Below are 20,376 nucleotides of genomic sequence, written 5' to 3'. Positions count from 1 at the left end.
TACGCACCTCAGAAATTCGGCTCAAATTTCGGCACTTGCATCAAAATTTGAAATCGCTTTGAATGAATGCTGGAGGAGGGTGCAGGAACCGCTGTTCAAGGCGGCCTGCCTGCCCTATGGCAAGCAATGACCTTGGCGCGCCTCGACGCAGCGCCGCCCCGTCGCATTGGTCATGCGCTGTCCAGGGCCAGTTGGAAGCAATGAGACTGAAGGATCTGGCCGAGCAGCTCGGCCTGTCACAAACAACGGTCAGTCGTGCGCTCAATGGCTATCCCGAAGTCAACGAGGCCACGCGCCTGCGCGTCGCCGAAACCGCGGCACGGCTGGGCTATCGGCCCAATGCCAATGCCCTGCGATTGGCCACGGGACGCGCCGGCGCCATTGGCATGGTGGTGCGCGGTGCCGACGAACTCGGCCCCCATATGAGCGAATTTCTGGCCGGTGTCGGTGGTCGTCTTGTCGAGCAGGAAATCGACATCATGGTCACCACCGTCGGCAGCTATCAGGACGAAATCGCCGCCTATCGCCGCGCTGCCGCCAGCCAGAAGGTCGACGCCGTCATCCTCCAATCGCCCACGCTGCACGATGAACGCGCGCAGCTGTTGATGGACCTCAAAATCCCCTTCGTGCTGCATGGCCGCACCAATATCGCCAAACCCATTGCCTGGCTCGATATCGACAATACCGGCGCCACCGAACGCGCCACCAGCCACCTGCTCGATCTGGGCCACCGTCGCATCGCGCTGCTCAATGGCCTCAAAGAACGCACCTTCGCGCAACACCGCGAAATCGGCTATCTGGCGGCGCTCTCGGCGCGCGGTATTCCGTTCGATCCCGCTCTGGTCAGCAACGCCCCCTTCACCGACGAAGTGGGTTTCCGTCTGGCTCAGTCCATGCTCGAACTGCGCCCCCGCCCCACCGCTTTCCTGCCCGGCTCGATGATGACGGCTTTAGGTGTGTTCCGGGCCATCCGGCAAGCCGGCCTGCAGCTGGGCCGAGACGTGTCCATCATCGCCCATGATGACGTTTTCCCGTACCTTAACGCCGACAACATGTATCCAAGCATGTCCACCACCCGCTCGTCGATCCGGGCTGCTGGAGGCCGCGTGGCAGACCTCGTATTGCAGGTCTTGGCAGGGAAACCGGTCGAATCCGTGCACGAACTCTGGCCGGTTGAACTGGTGCTGCGCGAAAGCTCCGCGCCGCCACCAGCCACCAAGCCCTAGCCGCCCATTAGCTGGCGAAACGTGTTGACGATAGTGTCAGGGCTGTAGGGCTTGGAAAAGAACTGCGCCTCAGCGGGCAGATCACCTGCCGCAATCGCACGATGTCCAGAGGTGACCACGATCTTGATCGGCGGCCAACGATCGCGCACCGCGGCCGCGAGCTTGAGCCCATCGGTACCGCCAGGCATATCGATATCGGTGAACATGATATGGATGGTGAGATTGGTTACGAGGATCGCCACCGCCTCGTCGGCATTTGCCGCCTCCAGCACCACAAAGCCTTCGTCGATCAAATGGTCGACAATGGCCATGCGAACCAAAGGTTCGTCTTCGACCACCAATACGGTCGTTGCTGCATTAATCACGTCACGCCGCCTTCACAGTTCAGGCCAGGGCCGGATTGTCGGCCAGGACGCTCGTTATCGGTGACGCTAGTGTGCATACAACGCCGCTCGGCGCGTATTCGATGCCTACTTTTCCGTTGAAATCGGCAGAAAGCACTCTTGTGATCAGTCGAGTGCCAAAGCCGCGCCGTTCCGGCTCGACCACAATTGGCCCGCCGCTCTCCTGCCAGACGAACTTGAACGTCCTGTCGCCCTTCTCGTCAGGCTCCACGCCCCAGCGGATCGCCACCGTACCGCCTGGCACCGATGTCGCGCCATATTTGGCGGCATTGGTCGCCAGTTCATGCACCGTCAGCGCCAGCGACAGCGCCTGCTTGGCAGACAGCTCGATATCGTCGCCGACAAGGCTGAAATTGTCCGTACCCGAAACGTGCGGCACCAGCGCGCCCTCGATCACGCCGCGCATCGGCGCACCCTGCCAGGATTTGGCGGTCAGCAGATCATGGGCATGAGCCAAGGCTTGGAGCCGCGCGCTGAACGCCATGCGGCGATCGGCAATATCGTCGCCGCGCAGCGTCTGCACCGCGATGGCACTGACCATGGCGAGGATGTTCTTGATACGATGCTGTAGCTCCGCGCCCAGCACCACCTGTCGCAATTCGGCAGTCTTGCGCTGGGAAATTTCGCGCACCGTGCCGATGACGCGCTTGCCCACCGAGGATGGCAAAACCTGCGCCCGCGCATGAACCCAGCGCTCGCCCTCGTCGCCACGCGGCAACAGCCGATATTCCACATCGAGAATACCGTCGACCTGCGTCAGCGCCCCCTGCACTGCCGCCAGAAAACTGGTCCGCCCCGCCTCGTCGATGCGCTCAAACAATATGTCGATGTCCAGCGGCTCGCCAGGTACGCCGCCCAGCAAATCCGCCGCCTGGTCATCTCCCTTGAGATTGACCAGCGCGCCATTGATCAATTGGCACTGCCACAGCCCCATCTGCGCCGCAGACATGGCCAGCCGCGCCTGCACTGCGCTTTCGCGCAGCGCCAGCTCCGTCCGTTTCTGCTCGGTAATATCGGTCGAAATCGACAGCAAATGCGTCGGCTTCCCATCCGCACCCAGTATCGGCATAACCCGCACATGCCAGAATTTGGCTGTGCCGCGCGCAGTATTGGCCGCGCCAAAAAACTGCGACGCGAGGCCATTGCGCGCATCTTCAATCGCCTGCTTGGCAGCGAGATTGCCCTCGTCGGCCCACAAATCGGGCCATGGGCATCCCTTGAGCAGGGAGAAGTCATCGACCTCCATTACCTGCTTGCCGCCCTCGCTCATGAACTGCAGGCGACCGTCGAGGTCGAGAATTTTGATGCAGTCGCCGCTGCCCGACAGCACGGCGGCCAGCAGCGCATCATTGCCCACAAGACCGGGTCCGGCACCGCGCAGAGCGTCATGCAATGCGTCAGTAGACGCTTGGAAGACAACGGACATCAGGGCTCCAGATCATTTACAGGCCACACATAACGGTGCGTGGGCCATCTGGCTCCATAAGTCTGACAATTATCTGGTGCTGGCAAGCGATAGCGTCCGCTACGCCTGATCGAGCCGGAGCAAATGGTTGTCAAACAGGAAGTCAAAGCGCTGCTCATCGCGCGCCGCGCCTGCTATCCCAACCATCACGCCGGTGCCACTTGTGGCCGCAAAACCATCGCCATCTGCCGCCAGCCCGCAGCCATTGCGTAGCGTCTCGACCAGCGCCGGCCGACGACCTTCGGTATCAATCGCCACCAGCAGATCGCCTTCCGGCGATGAAATCGCCACCCGAGAGCCATCCAGCGATGCCGCCACCGAGCCCACATAGTTGCGCAGGTCGAGCAGCGTATCCTTGGGCAGTTCGATCAGCTCGATAGCGCCATCCATGGTCGCATAACCCACCAGCTGCGGGCTATCCGCAGGGGTGCCCTTATACTGGCAGCCAAACCAGACGCGTCCCTGCCCGTCGATGGCCATGTGCCGGATCGACAGCTGATGCAGCCCGGCATCGAGCCTTAACTGCCCCACCAGCTCGCCCGTACGCCGGTCGATAAACACAACCGACGGGTCCATGGTGTCGAGGTTGAGTTCCGCCCGTCCGAAATCGGGATGCGTCTCGATCCCGCCATTGGCGACGACGAAGGTCACGCCATCGGGCATCAACAGCATTTCATGCGGTCCGGTCCCGTAGGTCGGAAACTCACCGATGCGCCGATACTTGTCGGTCGCGTCGTAAATGCCGATCACGCCCTCGGCCGCCTCGAAATCGCTCTCGGTCGCATAGAGCAAGCGCCCGTCCGGCGAAAACACGCCATGCCCGAAGAAGTGCCGCCCCTCGATACTGGTCAGCGTCACCGGGGCTTCCTTGCCCGCCGGATCAAACACCACCGCAAACGTGCCCGGCTGGCGCGCAAACACCACGCCACGCCCCGCCTCGCGACTGATGGTAATGTCATGCCCGCGATCGGGCAGGTCGATGCTGGCAATCAGGTCGCCGCGCTCACCCAGCAGCACCGCTCCATAGCCGCCGCTCGCGGTCTGCACCGAGCTGGCAAACACCAGCTCGCTACGTTCCAGCGCAAAAATCTGCTTTGGCAACAGGCTGGCGGCAAATCCCGCGCCGGCCGCTTTCAAAAACGCCCTGCGCTGCCACATCCTCAGTCTCCATCCAACGAGGAAAACCCAACACTGAGGCCCATGGCCGTAGACAGCTGTTCGCCGACAATGGACTGCAGCGACTGCGTCACGAGCACCAGATAACCCAGCGCAAACGCCTGCTTCTTGTCCTCGACAGCCGCTTCCACCGGCAGGGTGACAATGTCGAGCGCGCGATAGGCATTGCGGAATTCAAAGGCAATGCTGTCATTGAGCCCGACATCCTTGGCCGGCACCGCGCGCGCCAGACCCGAAATCGCCATCAGCCGCTGCATGCCCTCGATATTGGCGCGCACCATGGTCATGGTCAGCCCCGACCGCCAGAAAATCGCCTGCTTGGGCTTAGCCGCCGCCTCGCCCTTGGCGATGAACGCATTGATCCGCGTGTCGCGCGTCGCTTCGATCCCGTGCGACACCAGCCCCACCAACTGCTCCATCGCTTCGATGGTCGTGCGATAGTCGGCATATTCCGGCGCCGGGGTCTTGAGATGATCGGCAATGCCGCCTTGCGCAAACCAGCCCGTTGCCAGTTCCCCCGCAATCTGGCTCACATTGCTGGCGATGGCCCGGCCATATTGGCAGCGAAACTGCCCATCGCGAGTCGCCAACACCTCGGCATCGGTGCCAAACAGCACAAATTCCAGCGCCCCGAAGCCCTGCGTCGCCACGCTCTTGCCACGCAGGCTCGTCACCTGCGTTGCCGACAGATCATCATCGGCCAAAATGGCCTGCACCTGTCGCAGCCCGATGCCGCGCCGATCCGGCCAGAACAGCAACCGATCCGAGCGATTGTCTTCCATCAGTGGCCCGATGCGGATGAATTCGATGCGCCCATAGGCCTGCACCGCCTGCCGGAACTGTCCCTTGGCAATCGCCACCGTACCTGCCGATGGCACCGTGCACAGCGCATTCATCGCAATGGACAGCCCGTCCGCCTTGCCCTTGAATTCGAGCATGGCCGGGCGGATGACCTCATTGACCGCGCTCTGCAAAATCTCGCGCGCCGTAATGGTTTCCTGCCCCATGGCAGGACCGGTCAGCAGAGCGAGCAGGGTAACAAGCAGAAGACGCATCAGAGCGACTCCAGAAAGGCGACGAGATCGTCGCGCGTGGCCTGGGACAATTGCGCGAAAGCATCGCGCGATGCCTGCGCCTCCCCACCGTGCCACAAAATGGCCTCGACGAGATTGCGGGCACGCCCATCATGCAGGAAAAATGTGTGCCCCGATACCGTCTGGGTCAAACCAAGCCCCCAAAGCGGCGGCGTGCGCCATTCATAACCATCCGCCAACCCCTCAGGCCGATGATCGGCCAGCCCCTCGCCCATGTCATGCAGCAGGAAATCGGAATAGGGCCAGATCAGCTGGAATTTCAGCGCTGGGTTTTCGGCATTGCGGCTGGTGACGAATTTGGGGACGTGGCAACTGGCGCAACCGGCCTCATAAAACGCCTGCTTGCCGCGCAACACCGCCGCGTCGCCCACATTGCGCCGCTCAGGCACGCCCAGCGTCTGCGCATAAAACGTCACGAGATCGAGCACCGGATCAGGCGCCTCGGACACGCCAAGCCGCGCCTGTTCGCCATTGGGCATGGCCAGACATTCCGGCTGCTTTTCGGTGCAATCGCCATAGGGCAGATTGACCAGCGGCGTCGAAATCCCGATATCGCCCGCAAAGGCCGAGGCGGACTGGCTGCGAATGGTCGCCATCCCGGCCTTCCAGCCAAATCTGCCCAGCATCACCGTCCCGGTCTCGGGCGCAATGGTCCAGTTGGCCTTCCCCGAAATCCCGTCACCATCGGCATCGTCCGGGTCGGCCAGCGCCAGAATATCCTCGGGGGGAATCTGTTCGATCAGCCCCAGCCCGATCATCGGATTGGCGACCCGCGGCGAGATCATCACATCATGCGCCAGCGGCCCATAATTGAGGTCCACAATCGAATAGCTCGGCTGCCGCAAGCGCACCACCGAACCATCGCCCAGCGTCACCGGCACCTCGGCATAGTCGATCACCATGCGTCCCTCGGCCTTGAGGCCCGGCACAGCAAAATCCTGCAACTGCGTGCCATAGGTGGGGTCACCCACCTCGCCCGCAATCACACCATCCATTGCCACGCGTGTATCTTTGTCGCCCGGCGGCACCGATAGCCGCAGGAACATCGAGACATTTTCCGCCTGCCCCTCGAACGGCGGATGCCCGCGTCCGTCCTTGATGTGGCAGCTCTGGCAACCACGCGCATTGAACAGTGGCCCCAACCCGTCCGACGCCTGCGTCGAACTCGGCGAACTCACCCAGATCTTGCGAAACAGCGCATTGCCGAGCTTGAACTGCTCTTCCTGCTCAAAGCTCAGACTGGCCAGAAAATGGGAAAACGAGTCTGCGTTGGGCGTCTTGGTCGTCGTGCCCTTGCCCGCGGGCTTGGCCTCAAAATTCTCGGCCTTGGAAAAGTCCGTCGTCGGCGCCGTCACCGCCTGCACCCGCGCCAGATCTTCTGGCGTCAGATCGCTGCGCACAGCCCCATCCTGCGCCAATGCCAGTCCCCCGGCCAGCAATGCGACAAGAGCGATGGTGAGGCGGGTTTTCATGGCGGTTACCGGGGTTGGACGGGCATTACCCCCTCCCTGCCCTCCCCTCAAGGGGGAGGGTGAACTTTGTTGGTGCGATGAGATCGTGCCAGGAGCTCGATCTCACCCTCCCCCTTGAGGGGAGGGCCAGGGAGGGGTATCCCTCCGCGCGCACAAGTTGTTCCGTTTACTGGAACACAGCATCCGGGTTCGACAGCGAGTCGCTGTCCTCGATCGTCACCGCATCGCCCAGCTCAAGCAGCGCCACCGCCCGCTCGATGCCGCGCGTCTGTGCGATCAGCCCGTCGATAGCGGCCTGCACCACAGCATTGCCTTCCACATTGCCTTCGCCGATCTGCTGGTCATACGCCTCGCCGTCTTCAGCGCGCTTGGCCATGATCTGCATTTTGGAGACCGTATCATCGAGCAGCGCGGTGATTTCGGTGTCGAGCGCCGCATCCTTGGCCGCGATCACCTGCGACAGCGATGCGCCTTCAACCACCGAACCGTCGATGCGGGTATACTTGCCCTCATAGACATTGCGCACGCCGATCGCATCATAGAGATGCGAGATATGCGTATTGTCCGAGAAGCAGTCATGCTCTTCTTCCGGGTCATGCAGCAGCAGACCCAGCTTCATGCGCTCGCCGGCCACTTCGCCAAAGCTGAGCGATCCCATGCCGGTCAGGATCGCCGGAATGCCCAGCTCGCCCAGCGCCTCGCGTGCCGCGCCATCGGCCGTCCAGTTGCCAACCATCTCTTCAATATCGTTGACCAGCAGCGTCGACGCAGCCTTGAGATACGCCCCGCGGCGGTCGGCATGGTCGGCCGTCGAATAGTCGGTATAAGGCCGATTTCCGGCGCCCGGACCGGTGCCATTCAGGTCCTGGCCCCAGAGCAGGAATTCAATGGCGTGGTAGCCGGTCGCCACATTGGACTCAACGCCTGCCGCTTCCTGCAAATTGTCCTGCAGCAGCTCTGGCGTGATGTTGGTTGCGTCGAGTTCAACGCCGTCGATGATGATCTTCGGATTGGCGATAACGTTGGCCAGATAGAGCGCATTGCTGTCGCTCTCATTGCCATAGCTGGCATCCACATAGTCGATCAGCCCCTCGTCGAGCGGCCAGGCATTCACGCGGCCTTCCCACTCATCGACGATCGGGCTGCCAAAGCGAAACGCCTCGGTCTGCTGATAGGGAATACGCGCAGCCTTCCAGGCTTCGCGTGCCGCCGTCAGCGTCGCTTCGCTTGGCGTCGCGATCAGCGCATCGATAGCGGCATCGAGCGCCTTGGCCGTGGTCAGCGCATCCTCATATCCGGCCAGCGCGATGTCAGCATAGTTTGCCAGCACATCGGCATCAGCCGGGGCCTGCGCAAAGGCGGCCATTGGAGCGACGGACAGGGTAAGGGCAATGGCGAAGCTGCGCAGGGTGCGCTTGCCGAGCGAGATCATGACTGATCCTCCAGGGTGAACTTAAAAGCCGATTACGCCCGTCAACTTTGAAAAGCAATTCAATTTCAATAGTTTAGAAGAAGTCTAAAGTAAGCGACGAAATCAGAAAAGACAAAGCAATCCAGTTACTTGCTACTCGAATTTGTGGGGACCGGTTAGCGAGGAGCATAGCGCCCAGCCAAAACAACACCTGGCAAGCCCTCGTGGTTCGAGGGTCGCTGCGCTCCCACCTCACCATGAGGGCTCCTAAAACACCGCACCAAGAGTAACCCTCATGGTGCGGTGCGAGTTCTTACCAGCCTCGAACCATCCTGAGCCTGTCGAAGGAGGGCGTGCCTCACCCACAGTTTTTGACCATCTGGACTAAACTGTCACAAACGGGCACTGTCACAATTGCAACTGGGAGGATGCGGTATGGAGCGGGGTCTGGGCGCAAGCGGTTGATATCCGGGCGGCTTAGCCCATTCAACGGCTGTCACAAGCCGTTCCGATCACCGTCATCGCACTGTCACACGCTCTCTCTACTTCCCACGCCAGTTCGCCGGAGCGGCTCTCAATGGTCGCTCTCGAACGACCAATTCAGGGAGACTGAACATGTCCATCAAGAAGTCGCTGGCCGCATCTGTGTCCATGCTTGCCGTGCTCGCCGTTTCTGCCCCAACCTTCGCCCAGACCGACCTTGCCGCGCTCTACGAAGCCGCCAAGACCGAAGGCCAGCTGACCACTATCGCCCTGCCCCACAACTGGTGCGGCTATGGCGACGTGATCGCCGGCTTCAAGGCCAAGTATCCAGGCATCACCGTCAACGAACTGAACCCAGATGCTGGTTCGGCCGATGAGCTCGAAGCCATCCGCGCCAATATCGGCAATACCGGCCCACAGGCTCCAGACGTGATCGACGTCGGCCTGGCCTTTGGCCCACAGGCCAAGGACGAAGGTCTGATCCAGGCCTATAAGGTCTCCACCTGGGACGACATTCCAGCCGATGCCAAGGATGCCGACGGCTTCTGGTATGGCGACTATTATGGCGTGATGGCCATGCTCGTGAACACCGATCTGGTCTCCAAGGTCCCAGCTGATTGGGCCGACCTGACCGATCCAGAATATTCCAACGCTGTCGCTCTGGCTGGCGATCCACGTGCCTCCGCTCAGGCCATCCAGTCGGTTTATGCCGCTGGTATCGCCAAGACCGGTAAGGACGAAGGCGCTGCCGAGGCAGGTCTGGAATTCTTCGCCGAGGTCAACAAGGCCGGCAATTTCGTTCCAGTCATCGGCAAGGCCGCTTCCGTTGCTCAGGGCACCACTCCGATCCTAATCGCCTGGGACTATAACCTGCTCGCATGGCGCGACAGCTTCGCCGGCAACCCAGCCGCCGAAATCGTCGTTCCAGAAACTGGCGTTGTCGCTGGCGTTTACGTCCAGGCCATCTCGGCTCACGCTCCCCACCCAAATGCCGCCAAGCTCTGGATGGAATACCTCTATTCGGACGAAGGTCAGCTCGGCTGGCTCAAGGGCTATTGCCACCCGATCCGCTTCAACGCGCTTGCCGATGCCGGCAAGATTCCACAGGAAATGCTCGACGCCCTGCCACCAGCTGAAGCTTACGCCAAGGCCGTGTTCCCAAGCATCGAGCAGCAGAACGCTGCCAAGGCCACCATCACCGGCCAGTGGGACGCCGTTGTCGGCGCCAACGTTGCCGAGTAAAGCTGCTGCATGACTAAACCAGCCACGACCGCTTCAACAGACCTCATCCTGAGCCTGTCGAAGCAAGAGGTCGTGGCTGGATCTCGTTCCTGTGTGCCACGACCTCGTGGTTTGACAGGCTCACCATGAGGTCTACTGAGGCCCCTCGATGACCGACGCCACCGCATCCCCTCGCCCGGCTCGCCGCCTCTCGCTTGAGTGGTTGGGCGTCGCACCGTTCATCATCTTTGCGGTGATGTTCCTCATCCTGCCCACGCTCTATCTCGTCGGCGCGGCCTTTATTGGCCGCGACGGGCAGTTCACCTTCGACAATATCATGGGTCTGTTCACCGACCAGATCATGGCCGCCTACTGGATTTCGATCCGCATCTCGGGCGCCTCCGCCATTCTCGGCGCGCTGATCGGTCTGGCCATTACCCTCGCTATCATTCGTGGCCGACTGCCTTCGGGCCTGCGCTCCGCCGTCATGACCTTTTCGGGCGTGGCGTCCAATTTCGCCGGCGTGCCGCTTGCTTTCGCCTTCATCTCGACACTCGGCCGGCTCGGCCTCGTCACCGTCATCCTCAAGTTCATCGGCGTCGACCTCTACAAGTCCGGCTTTAACCTCCTGAGCTTTTGGGGCCTGACCATCACCTATCTCTACTTCCAGATTCCGTTGATGATCCTGATCATCGCCCCGGCGGTCGATGGCCTCAAGAAAGAGTGGAGCGAAGCCGCCGCCATTCTGGGTGCCTCGCCCTGGCAGTTCTGGCGCTATGTCGGCTTCCCAATTCTGTGGCCGAGCTTTCTCGGCACGCTGTCGCTGCTGTTCGCCAATGCCTTTGGCGCCATCGCCACCGCCTATGCGCTGACCGGTTCCTCGCTCAACATCGTGCCCATCCTGCTCTATGCGCAGATACGCGGCGATGCGCTGCAAAACCCTGGCCTCGGCGCAGCGCTTGCTCTGGGCATGATCCTGATCACCGCCTTTGCCAACATCATCTACCTGGTGATTTCGGCCCGTGCCGAGAGGTGGATGAAATGAAGTCCAACCGGTTCTGGGCCTGGGTCGTCTTCCTTGTCGGCGCGTCCTATTTCATCATTCCGCTTGTCGCCACCTTCGAGTTCTCGCTCAAGATGCGGCGCGGCTATTATAGCTTTGACAGCTACGCCTCGGTCTTTGCCGATCCCAACTTCCAGGCGACCTTCCTCTATTCCACCATTATCGGCCTATGCTCGATCATCGTGGGCGTGCTGGTCGTCGTTCCGGCGGTCTATTTCGTTCGTCTCAGGGTACCAAAGCTCAAGCCATTTGTAGAGTTCATCACCCTGATGCCGCTCATCATCCCGGCCATCGTGCTGGTCTATGGCTACATCCGGCTCTACAATTCAAGCTCGATCATTCCCTTCACCGGCAGCGCGCTCGGCACCGATATCCTGCTGACCTGCGCCTATGTGACCCTTGCCCTGCCCTATATGTATCGGGCCGTGGATACCGGCATGCGCACGATCGACGTGCAGACGCTGACCGAAGCCGCCCAGATCGCTGGTGCCAACACCGCCCAGATCATCGGCCAGATCATCCTGCCCAACATCCTTGTGGCGGTGCTCTCCGGCGCCTTCCTGACCTTTGCGATTGTCATTGGCGAGTTCACCATCGCCAGCCTGCTCAACAGGCCCGCATTCGGTCCATACCTGCAAAACATTGGCGCCAACCGCGCTTATGAGCCAGCAGCGCTGGCCATCATTTCTTTCATCATCACCTGGGGTGCCATGGGCATGATCAATGTCATCGGGCGCTTTGCCCCACGCACTTCCGCCCGGACCGACTGACCATGGCATTTCTCAACGTCCAGAACCTCACCAAGTCCTTCGGCACCAATACCGTGGTGAAAGGCGTCAGCTTTTCCTTCGACAAGGGTGAGTTCATCTCCCTGCTCGGCCCATCGGGCTGCGGCAAGACCACGATCCTGCGCATGATCGCGGGGTTTGAAAACCCCACCTCGGGGTCCATCCAGGTCGATGGCCAGGACATCACCCACCTCAAGCCAAACCAGCGTCAGCTCGGCATGGTGTTTCAGGCCTATGCCCTGTTCCCCAATCTCACGGTTGGCGACAATATCGGCTTTGGCCTCAAGATCGCCGGCATGCCCGCCGACCAGCGCCGCGCCCGCGTCGAGGAAATGCTCAAGCTGATCGGCCTGCCCGGCTTTGAGAAGCGCTACCCTTACGAAATGAGCGGCGGCCAGCAACAGCGCGTCGCCCTCGCCCGCGCCATCGCCCCCAAGCCGCGTCTTCTGCTGCTCGATGAGCCTCTGTCCGCCCTCGACGCCAAAATCCGCGTCAGCCTGCGCGAACAAATCCGCGCCATCCAGCTCGATCTGGGCATCACCACCGTGTTCGTCACCCACGATCAGGAAGAGGCGCTGTCCATCTCCGACCGCGTCGTGGTGATGAATGCCGGCAATATCGAGCAGCTTGGCTCGCCGCACGAAATCTACAACCAGCCCGCGACCCGCTTCGTTGCCAGCTTCGTCGGTCAGCTCAACAATATCGAAGTCAACGTCATCGACCCCGCCACCCGCTCGGTCTCCGTCGACGGCCAGACCATCACGGTCGCCAATCTGCCGCCCGACGCTAAGGCCAATGCCACGAGCCTGCTGACCCTGCGCCCCGAAGTGCTCTCGGTCGGCCCTCGCGATGGTAATGACATCACGCTGACCGGCACCATTGCCGACGTCACCTTCCTCGGCTCGGTCATCCGCCTGCGCGTCGCGCTCGGCAAGAACGTCGTCAGCCTCGACACCTTCAACGACCAGCGCACGCCCCCGCCCAACCGCGGCGAGCCCGTCACCATCAGCCTCGCCAGCAAGGACTTGCTGGTTCTGCAGAACTGATACTAGGCCCTCGGACCTGATCCGGGGGCGCCAAACGCCCAGCGGAAATCGTTCTCGAACGCGCGATAGACCCGCGCCTGACCGGCCTCGCTCATATGGTCGTCATCGCTGAACAACAGCACCTGCCCGTCATAGGGCCGGCACATCGTCGCGTCGCAAAACACGTCCAACGGATCAACGAACCGCACCTCTGGAAAAGCCGACAGCGCCTCCTTGAGCCACGCCACCACATTGGCCCGCCTTGCCTCCACCACGGCTCGTGGCAGCGCACAATTGGCATCCCGGCTCAGATGCATCGCATCGGCCCGGGTCACACATTCCGGCACCCGCCGCAGCCATTCCGGCGTCGGCCCCTGCACCAATATGCGCTTTACGCCCGCCGCTTCCAGCGCTGCGATGCTGTTGCGCAGCCCCTCGATGTAGAGTGCCTTCTGCTGATCGCTCGCGACGTCCTGCCCCGGCTCCGCCAGCGCCCAACCGTCCTCGCCGCCAACCCTTTGATCAGGATTGTTATTATAGGCCGCCCACCGCGCCGCCAGAATGGCAAACTGCGCTTTGTAGTGCCCGCTGCTGATCGCCGCGATGCCGTCCAGTTTGATCTTGTCGCAGCCTTCCGGGTAGCCGTTGAGAATATCGACACCCAGGATCGGCGCACACCGATTGCCCCCGATACTGGCAATCTGCGCCCCATAACGATGCGCAATCGTATTGAACAACAGCCGCTCGATCTGCGAATGCGAGTCGCCGAACAACACACCCAGCTGCGCCTCGACCTCAATCGGGCAGGTGTCGTTCGGATCGCTCAGATTGAGCCGGCACAGATCCCCAGCATGCAAAATGCTGTCGGTTCGCTGATAGGTCCCAAGCTGTGGCGGCGTGACGAAATTGGCAAAACCAAACCCGCTCACCGCCACCGCCGCGCAGGCCGCAACGCCGACCAGCACTGGCCGCCAATCCATCTGCACGCGCGTCCGCTGCCGCCATTCGCGGATCGGCCGCTCGATCCAAAGATGCGTGCCGATGGCGAGCACGAACGACAGCGCCCCCATCGCCACGTCCCACACCATCACCTTCTCGCCGAAATTATAGACCCGCATGAAGGCCAGCAGCGGCCAGTGCCACAAATACCAGGCGTACGAAATCAGCCCGATCCACATCATCGGCCGCCATGTCAGGCCGCGCACGACGAGTCCCGCCGGATGCGCCACGCCGCCCGCGATCAATAGCGCCGCGCCCAGGGCCGGGATGACTGCCCAGAACGACGGAAACGGCGTCGCCGCCGTGAACAGCGCCACCGCTCCGAGGATCATTGCCAATCCCACCGCCGTCAGCGCCGAGATCACCGGCTTGGGCAGCCGCAGCAGATAGGGCACCGCACACCCCACCGCCCCACCGGCAATGAATTCCCAGGCCCGCAGCGGCATCAGATAAAACGCATAATTGGTGCTGTCGCCCGTCCCGGTCCAATAGACGCACAGCGCCAGCGACACGACGAACAACACAGCCGAAACGCCGATCCGCAGCGCCTGCCCGCCCATCCGGCGCGACACCCACCACAGCCCGCCAATCAGCAGCGGCGCGACGACATAAAACTGTTCCTCCACCGCCAGCGACCACAGATGCTGCAGCGGCTTGAGGTCAGCGGACGCATCAAAATACCCGCCCTGCCCGACAAACAGCTGGTTCACCACCATGCCCGCCGACCAGATCACCTGATCGCTGAAATCCTTGAACTCGCCCGGCATTACCAAAACGCACGGCGCGATCACGAGGCTGACGACGATCACCAGCAGGTACGGCGGCAAAATCCGCAGCGCCCGCCGCGCCCAGAACCCGGCCATGGAAAACCGGCCACGCTCGAACCCGACCACGATCTGGCTGATGATCAGGTAGCCAGAGATGACGAAAAACACGTCGACGCCGACAAATCCGCCCGGCACCCCGGGCAGGCCGACATGGTACAGCACCACCGCCAAAATCGAGATGGCGCGCAGCCCATCGACAAAGGGCTGATAGGCAAGCGCCTCGCTCTTGCTACGCGCGACGGCCGTGGCCTCATGCAAATTCATCGGTCGGTTCCTGCAGGCCCCATGGTGTTACCGGCTTCAACGTCGCCCGGCAATCGCGCCCCGGCAGGCGAGCCATGCGCCAAAGCATGGAACCAAATTCGCCGCGAAGTGAACCACGCGCTATTTGACCTTGCCCGCCTTGCGCGCCATTGTGCGGCAGCGCCACCAGGCGCCTTGCTGGAGCATTGATTTGCATAATCCCTTCGTCACCACCGAATGGCTCGCCGCTCATTTGAGCGATCCAAACCTTGTCGTCCTTGATGGCAGCTGGCACATGCCAAATGCGGCGCGCAACGCGCAGGCCGAATATCTGGCGGGTCACATTCCGGGCGCCGTGTTCTTCGATATCGACGGCGTGGCCGATACCAGCACTGATCTGCCCCACATGCTCCCCTCGCCCAATGACTTCGCCCGCATGGTCGGCGCGCTGGGCATTTCCGACAGCATGACAATCGTCATTTATGACGAGCTCGGCCTGTTCTCAGCGCCCCGCGTCTGGTGGACCTTCCTTACCATGGGCGCCCGCGATGTGCGTATCCTCGCCGGTGGCGGTCCCAAATGGCGCACCGAGCGTCGCCCCACCGAAGTGGGCCTCGTCTCGCGCGCGCCACAGGTGTTCCAGACCAGCTTTGATCCAAAACGCGTCGCCCATTTCGAAACCGTGCGCGACCGCAGCCGTGATGGTGCCTCCCAAATCGCAGACGCGCGCCCGGCGCCGCGTTTCCACGCCGAAGTGCCCGAGCCCCGCGCCGGCCTGCGCGCCGGCCACATTCCCAACAGCCTCAATGTCCCGGTCAGCCTTTTGACTGACAATGGCCTGCTCAAGCCCGCCGCCGAACTCACCCAGCTGTTCGCCGATCGTGGCCTCGACCTGTCCAAGCCCATCATCACCTCCTGCGGCTCAGGCATCACCGCCTCGACGCTGGCGCTCGCGCTCAATGTGGCCGGGGCCGAAAAGGTCGCAGTCTACGATGGCTCATGGACCGAATGGGGTGGCCGCAAGGACGCTGAAGTCGTGTCCTAGGGTCATCACGACCTTACGTCTTTGTAATGTGTCGGCCCGTTTGTAATGTGTCATCCGGGATCGGGCTGCTAAGGTTGGGCAATATTCGCCGCTTCGTCGGTACCTTTTCTTTGCCCATCCGAGGTTTAGCGTTTGATCCGGCAACTCCTGGCGTCTCTCATTGTTCTGGTCGTGGCGGCTCTCGCCTGGGTGTTTTTCGTCCCCGGCTCAGCAGCCATTCTCGGCGGCTACGGTATCCACCTGCCCTTCGGCCCCTCAGCCGATGAACGCCCCACCGCCTCTGGCGGTCCGGGTGGCGGCCAAAGTGGTCGCCCCGGCGGCTTTGCCGGGCGCCAGACCAATGTCGTCACCACCCCGGTGACGCTCGCCACCATCAACGACACGCTCTCGGCCATCGGCGAAGGCACCGCCACCCGTTCGGTCACTGTCACCTCCCCAGCCGGCGGCAATCTCGCCGAAGTACTGGTGCGCCCCGGTCAGATCGTGGCTGCTGGTGATGTCATCGCCCGCCTCGATGCCGAAGCCGAACAGATCGCATTCGACCGCGCCCAGCTCGCCGCCAATGATGCCAATACCACCCTCACCCGCACCGAGGGTCTGGCCAGCTCGAGCATCGTCGCCACCACCGCGCTGACCGCCGCCCAACTGGCCGCCGCCAATGCCGATCTCGAGCTGCGCAACGCCTCCGTCGCCCTGTCGCGCCGCACCATCACCAGCCCCATTGCCGGCACCATCGGCCTGCTTCAGGTGACGCCAGGCAACTACGTCGCGCCGCAAACCACGGTTACCACCGTCGACGACACCTCGGCGCTACTGGTTAATTTCTGGGTGCCCGAGCGCTACGCGGCCTCCATTGCCCTTGGCGAAGATGTCAGCGTCCGCGCCGTCGCCCTGCCCGGCCGCGATTTCCAAGGCCAGATCAGCGCCATCGACAACCGCATCGACCCAGCCAGCCGCACGCTTCAGGTCCAGGCCGAAATCCCCAATGACGACCGCGCTTTGCGCGCTGGCATGTCCTTTTCGGTCTCGCTCAGCTTCCCCGGCGAACAATATCCAACGGTCAATCCGCTGGCCATTCTCTGGTCAGCCCAAGGCTCCTATGTCTGGAAATACGATGCCGGCAAAGCCCGCCGCGTCATGGCCGAAATCATCCAGCGCAACAGCGACGGCGTCCTCGTGCGCGCCGAACTCACCCCGAGCGACGCCATCATCACCGAAGGCATTTTGCAGCTGACGGAAGGCGCAGACGTCACCTTGCTCGAAGGACCGGACGGAACCACGGCAACGGCCCAGGCCACCCAGCCCTAGGAGACCCAGCATGTCGATTGCCCAGAAGAACGAACGCGGCGGCACTCTGGCGGCGCTCTTCGTGCGGCGGCCCGTGCTGGCAGCTGTGATCAATGCCATGATCGTGGTCGCGGGGCTTGCGGCGCTGCTTGGCGTTGAAGTGCGCGAACTCCCCAGCGTCGAACAGCCGGTGCTGTCGATCTCGACCACCTTTACCGGCGCGGCCGCCGAAACGGTCGACCGCGAAGTCACCGCCGTGGTCGAAGGCGCCGTCGCCCGCGTTCAGGGCGTCACCGGCATTTCGTCCAGTTCCTCGACCAATAACAGCCGCGTCACGCTGGAATTTTCCACCAGCACCAATCTCGATATCGCCACCTCCGACGTGCGCGATGCGCTCAGCCGCATCACCCGCAGCCTGCCCAACGGCGTCGAAGCGCCCACCATTTTCAAGGCCGATAGCGACGCCCAGCCAGTCATGCAGCTGGCCGTCACCTCCAACACAATGTCGGTCGCAGCCCTCAGCGATCTGGTCGAAACCGTCATCGCCGAACGCCTCGGCGCCGTCGAAGGCGTGGCCGAAGTGCAGGTCTATGGCACGCGCGATACCGCGTTCGAGGTGGACGTCGACCAGCTCAAACTGGCTAGCCTCGGTCTGACCGTCGCCGACATCCGCAACGCCCTGTCCACCATTGCCTTCGACACCCCAGCCGGTTCGATCAATGGCCCCAACCAGAACATTTCGGTCCGCGCCATCTCCGAAGTCACCACGCCCAAGGACTTCGAAGACATCATCATCAACGGCCACACCCGTCTCGGCGATGTGGCGACCGTGGTGTTCGATGCCGCCGCCAGCACCTCATCGCTGCGCTCCGATGGCAAGCCCGGCATTGGCCTCGGCATCGTCCGTCAGGCGCAGTCCAACACCATCGAGATTTCCGAAGGCATCCACGCCGCCGTCGAAACCCTCAACGAAACCCTGCCCGCCGGCGTTTCGATCAACGTCTCCAGCGACGATGCCGTCTTCATCGACGGCGCTCTGCATGAAGTGCAGATCGCGCTTATCGTCTCGCTGGTCGTCGTCGTCGCCATCATCTTCATGTTCCTGCTCGATTGGCGCGCCACCATCGTGCCGGCGCTCTCCATGCCCATCGCCCTGCTCGGCGCCGTCGCGGGCATTTATCTCGCGGGCTTTTCGCTCAACATCATCACCCTGCTGGCGCTGGTGCTCGCCACCGGCCTCGTGGTCGATGACGCTATCGTGGTGCTCGAAAACATCGTCCGCCGCAAAGCCTTGGGCGCCGGCCCCCGCGCCGCCGCCGTGCTCGGCACGCAGGAAGTGTTCTTCGCCGTCGTCGCCACCACGCTGACGCTGGCCGCTGTGTTCATCCCGCTCTCCTTCCTCGGCGGCCAGTCCGGTCGCCTGTTCCGCGAATTCGGCTTCACCCTCGCCATCGCGGTCCTGCTCTCATCCGTCGTCGCGCTGTCGATGGGCCCGATGATCGCCTCGCGCTTTCTCAAGCCGCACAAGGAAGGCCATCAGGGCGGCCCGCTCGGCGCCTTCGGCCGCTGGCTCTCGGCCCTCTATCGCCGCACGCTCCACATCGCCCTGCGCAACCCCTTCGTCGTGGTGCTGGTCGCGGTGCTCTTCGCCGGCTCGTCCTATTTCGTCTATGGCAATCTCCGACAGGAAATCACCCCGCCCGAAGACCGTTCGCAGATTTCCCTGCGCATCATGGCGCCCAACACCGTCAGCCTCGACTATGTCCGCACCCGCCTGACCCAGGTCGAATCCATGCTGCAGCCCTTCGTCGATAGCGGCGAGGTCAAATCCATCTTCGTGCTGTCCGGCTGGGGCAGCGGCGGTTCGCTCACTCTCACCCTTGCCTCCTGGGGCGAACGCGAGCGCAGCCAGCAGCAGATCGCCGCCGACATCACCGCCCTGATGGCGCAGGTGCCCGGCGTCCGCTCCTCCATCGGTCAGGGCAATAGCCTCGGCATTCGCGGCGGCGGCTCGGGCCTTCAGTTCGCGGTGGTCGGCTCCGACTACACCGTGCTCGCCGACACCGCCCAGTCGATCTCGGAAATGCTCGAAGCCGACGGCCGCTTCGGTCGCGTCACCGTCAATTTCGACACCACCCAGCCACAGTTGACGCTCACCGTCGACCGCGCCAAGGCCGATGCTTTGGGCATCGACATCAATGGCCTCGCCACCACCATGCAGGCCATGATCGATGGCAGCGACGTCGGCAACGTCTTCATCAACGACAAGAGCTACACCGTCCGCATGGTCTCGACCGCCAATCCGGTCAACGACCCGCGCGATCTGGAATCCCTCTTCGTGCGCACCGGCGATGGCCGCTACGTGCCCATGTCCACTATCGCCACCATCGTTGAATCCGCCGTGCCGCCCTCGCTCCGCCGCGAACAGCAACGCCGCGCCGTCCCGGTCACCGCCAGCCTTGATGGCGGCATGGCACTCGGCGACGCCTATTACCAGATGCTCGAAATGGCCCGCCCCATCCTGCCCGAAGGCGTCTCGATCATTCCTCTCGCCGAAGCCAAGACCCTCGGCGAATCAAGCAGCGCTCTGTTCGCCACCTTCGGCTTTGCGCTGGTCATTATCCTGCTCGTGCTCGCCGCCCAGTTCGAAAGCCTGTGGAGCGCCGTCATCGTCATGACCACCGTGCCCTTCGGCATCGCGGCGGCGCTCTATGCACTCATGGTCACGGGAGGCAGTCTCAACATCTTCAGCCAGATTGGGCTGGTGCTCGTCGTGGGCATCATGGCCAAGAACGGCATCCTGATCGTCGAGTTCGCCAATCAGTTGCGCGATCGCGGCATGTCGGTCGCCGAAGCCATCGAGGAAGCCTCCAACATTCGCCTGCGCCCGGTGATGATGACCATGATCGCCACCATTCTGGGCGGCATGCCGCTGGTCCTCGCCAGCGGCGCCGGCGCCGAAGCGCGCACGGCTCTCGGCTGGGTCATCGTCGGCGGCCTCAGCTTTGCCGCCATTTCGACGCTCTACCTCACTCCCGTCGCCTACCTTCTGCTGGCCCGCTTCAGTAAGCCCAAGGCCGAAGAAGAAGCCCGCCTCGAACGCGAACTCGACGACGCCAACGGACTGGTCGAACCCGCGGAATAGCC

Annotated in this window: 15 protein-coding genes; 8 read left to right on the top strand and 7 right to left on the bottom strand. The window is 62.6% G+C overall.

The features are described from left to right. Window positions 1–200: 200 nt before the first annotated feature. Entirely contained in the window at window positions 201–1,226 is a 1,026-nt protein-coding gene (locus tag ABIE28_RS02435) for a substrate-binding domain-containing protein (protein ID WP_354059782.1), read from the top strand. On the opposite strand, the gene ABIE28_RS02430 is transcribed toward ABIE28_RS02435, so the two are convergent. The 6 genes from ABIE28_RS02430 to ABIE28_RS02405 form a co-directional block, all read right to left on the bottom strand. Then, complete coding sequence (locus ABIE28_RS02430) at window positions 1,223–1,591, bottom strand: response regulator (protein WP_354059780.1); 369 nt, start codon at window positions 1,589–1,591, stop codon at window positions 1,223–1,225. The two genes, ABIE28_RS02435 and ABIE28_RS02430, sit on opposite strands and share 4 nt — an antisense overlap. Window positions 1,592–1,610: 19 nt before the next feature. Further along, window positions 1,611–3,056 (bottom strand): HWE histidine kinase domain-containing protein, encoded by a 1,446-nt coding sequence (locus tag ABIE28_RS02425; RefSeq protein WP_354059778.1) that lies wholly within the window; start codon window positions 3,054–3,056, stop codon window positions 1,611–1,613. Between the two features lie 99 nt (window positions 3,057–3,155). Then, on the bottom strand, window positions 3,156–4,253 hold the full coding sequence (locus tag ABIE28_RS02420) for a DUF1513 domain-containing protein (RefSeq protein ID WP_354059776.1): 1,098 nt from the start codon (window positions 4,251–4,253) through the stop codon (window positions 3,156–3,158). A 2-nt stretch (window positions 4,254–4,255) separates the two neighbouring features. Next, window positions 4,256–5,326, bottom strand: coding sequence for an imelysin family protein (locus ABIE28_RS02415; RefSeq protein WP_354059774.1), 1,071 nt, complete (start codon window positions 5,324–5,326; stop codon window positions 4,256–4,258). Then, window positions 5,326–6,837: a di-heme oxidoreductase family protein gene (locus ABIE28_RS02410; protein ID WP_354059772.1), complete on the bottom strand. Its 1,512-nt coding sequence runs from the start codon at window positions 6,835–6,837 to the stop codon at window positions 5,326–5,328. The genes ABIE28_RS02415 and ABIE28_RS02410 overlap by 1 nt, the downstream gene beginning before the upstream one ends. Before the next feature lie 166 nt (window positions 6,838–7,003). Next, entirely contained in the window at window positions 7,004–8,269 is a 1,266-nt protein-coding gene (locus ABIE28_RS02405) for an imelysin family protein (protein ID WP_354059770.1), read from the bottom strand. Window positions 8,270–8,899: 630 nt separating this feature from the next. Between ABIE28_RS02405 and ABIE28_RS02400 the strand changes: the two genes are divergently transcribed. The 4 genes from ABIE28_RS02400 to ABIE28_RS02385 all read left to right on the top strand — a co-directional run bounded on the left by ABIE28_RS02400 (window position 8,900) and on the right by ABIE28_RS02385 (window position 12,849). Continuing rightward, on the top strand, window positions 8,900–9,973 hold the full coding sequence (locus ABIE28_RS02400; protein ID WP_502913422.1) for an ABC transporter substrate-binding protein: 1,074 nt from the start codon (window positions 8,900–8,902) through the stop codon (window positions 9,971–9,973). A gap of 148 nt (window positions 9,974–10,121) precedes the next feature. After that, complete coding sequence (locus tag ABIE28_RS02395; protein WP_354059766.1) at window positions 10,122–10,997, top strand: ABC transporter permease; 876 nt, start codon at window positions 10,122–10,124, stop codon at window positions 10,995–10,997. Next, entirely contained in the window at window positions 10,994–11,785 is a 792-nt protein-coding gene (locus ABIE28_RS02390; protein WP_354059764.1) for an ABC transporter permease, read from the top strand. The genes ABIE28_RS02395 and ABIE28_RS02390 overlap by 4 nt, the downstream gene beginning before the upstream one ends. Before the next feature lie 2 nt (window positions 11,786–11,787). Further along, window positions 11,788–12,849 (top strand): ABC transporter ATP-binding protein, encoded by a 1,062-nt coding sequence (locus ABIE28_RS02385; RefSeq protein ID WP_354059762.1) that lies wholly within the window; start codon window positions 11,788–11,790, stop codon window positions 12,847–12,849. A 2-nt stretch (window positions 12,850–12,851) separates the two neighbouring features. Here the strand turns inward: ABIE28_RS02385 and ABIE28_RS02380 are convergent, their stop codons facing one another. Then, window positions 12,852–14,918, bottom strand: coding sequence for an acyltransferase family protein (locus ABIE28_RS02380; RefSeq protein WP_354059761.1), 2,067 nt, complete (start codon window positions 14,916–14,918; stop codon window positions 12,852–12,854). 190 nt (window positions 14,919–15,108) lie between these two features. On the opposite strand from ABIE28_RS02380, the gene sseA reads away from it, so the two are divergent. The 3 genes from sseA to ABIE28_RS02365 all read left to right on the top strand — a co-directional run bounded on the left by sseA (window position 15,109) and on the right by ABIE28_RS02365 (window position 20,374). Beyond that, on the top strand, window positions 15,109–15,942 hold the full coding sequence (sseA, locus tag ABIE28_RS02375; RefSeq protein ID WP_354059759.1) for a 3-mercaptopyruvate sulfurtransferase: 834 nt from the start codon (window positions 15,109–15,111) through the stop codon (window positions 15,940–15,942). A 132-nt stretch (window positions 15,943–16,074) separates the two neighbouring features. Continuing rightward, the gene (locus ABIE28_RS02370) at window positions 16,075–17,250 is read left to right on the top strand and encodes an efflux RND transporter periplasmic adaptor subunit (RefSeq protein ID WP_354059757.1); all 1,176 of its coding nucleotides are present in this window, start codon (window positions 16,075–16,077) and stop codon (window positions 17,248–17,250) included. 10 nt (window positions 17,251–17,260) lie between these two features. Beyond that, entirely contained in the window at window positions 17,261–20,374 is a 3,114-nt protein-coding gene (locus ABIE28_RS02365) for an efflux RND transporter permease subunit (RefSeq protein WP_354059755.1), read from the top strand. The last annotated feature ends 2 nt before the right edge of the window (window positions 20,375–20,376 follow it).

The organism is Devosia sp. 2618, from assembly GCF_040546815.1.
Taxonomy (GTDB): Bacteria; Pseudomonadota; Alphaproteobacteria; order Rhizobiales; family Devosiaceae; genus Devosia.
This window is presented reverse-complemented; position numbering and strand designations above follow the sequence as displayed.

What these genes read in the sequence shown, in the direction of transcription:
- ABIE28_RS02435 (WP_354059782.1), top strand. Translation starts at nt 201, where the DNA reads ATGAGACTGAAGGATCTGGCCGAGCAGCTCGGCCTGTCACAAACAACG.
- ABIE28_RS02395 (WP_354059766.1), top strand. Translation starts at nt 10,122, where the DNA reads ATGACCGACGCCACCGCATCCCCTCGCCCGGCTCGCCGCCTCTCGCTT.
- ABIE28_RS02380 (WP_354059761.1), bottom strand. Translation starts at nt 14,918, where the DNA reads ATGAATTTGCATGAGGCCACGGCCGTCGCGCGTAGCAAGAGCGAGGCG.
- ABIE28_RS02415 (WP_354059774.1), bottom strand. Translation starts at nt 5,326, where the DNA reads ATGCGTCTTCTGCTTGTTACCCTGCTCGCTCTGCTGACCGGTCCTGCC.
- ABIE28_RS02390 (WP_354059764.1), top strand. Translation starts at nt 10,994, where the DNA reads ATGAAGTCCAACCGGTTCTGGGCCTGGGTCGTCTTCCTTGTCGGCGCG.
- ABIE28_RS02405 (WP_354059770.1), bottom strand. Translation starts at nt 8,269, where the DNA reads ATGATCTCGCTCGGCAAGCGCACCCTGCGCAGCTTCGCCATTGCCCTT.
- ABIE28_RS02400 (WP_502913422.1), top strand. Translation starts at nt 8,900, where the DNA reads ATGCTTGCCGTGCTCGCCGTTTCTGCCCCAACCTTCGCCCAGACCGAC.
- ABIE28_RS02420 (WP_354059776.1), bottom strand. Translation starts at nt 4,253, where the DNA reads ATGTGGCAGCGCAGGGCGTTTTTGAAAGCGGCCGGCGCGGGATTTGCC.
- ABIE28_RS02385 (WP_354059762.1), top strand. Translation starts at nt 11,788, where the DNA reads ATGGCATTTCTCAACGTCCAGAACCTCACCAAGTCCTTCGGCACCAAT.
- ABIE28_RS02410 (WP_354059772.1), bottom strand. Translation starts at nt 6,837, where the DNA reads ATGAAAACCCGCCTCACCATCGCTCTTGTCGCATTGCTGGCCGGGGGA.
- ABIE28_RS02425 (WP_354059778.1), bottom strand. Translation starts at nt 3,056, where the DNA reads ATGTCCGTTGTCTTCCAAGCGTCTACTGACGCATTGCATGACGCTCTG.
- ABIE28_RS02365 (WP_354059755.1), top strand. Translation starts at nt 17,261, where the DNA reads ATGTCGATTGCCCAGAAGAACGAACGCGGCGGCACTCTGGCGGCGCTC.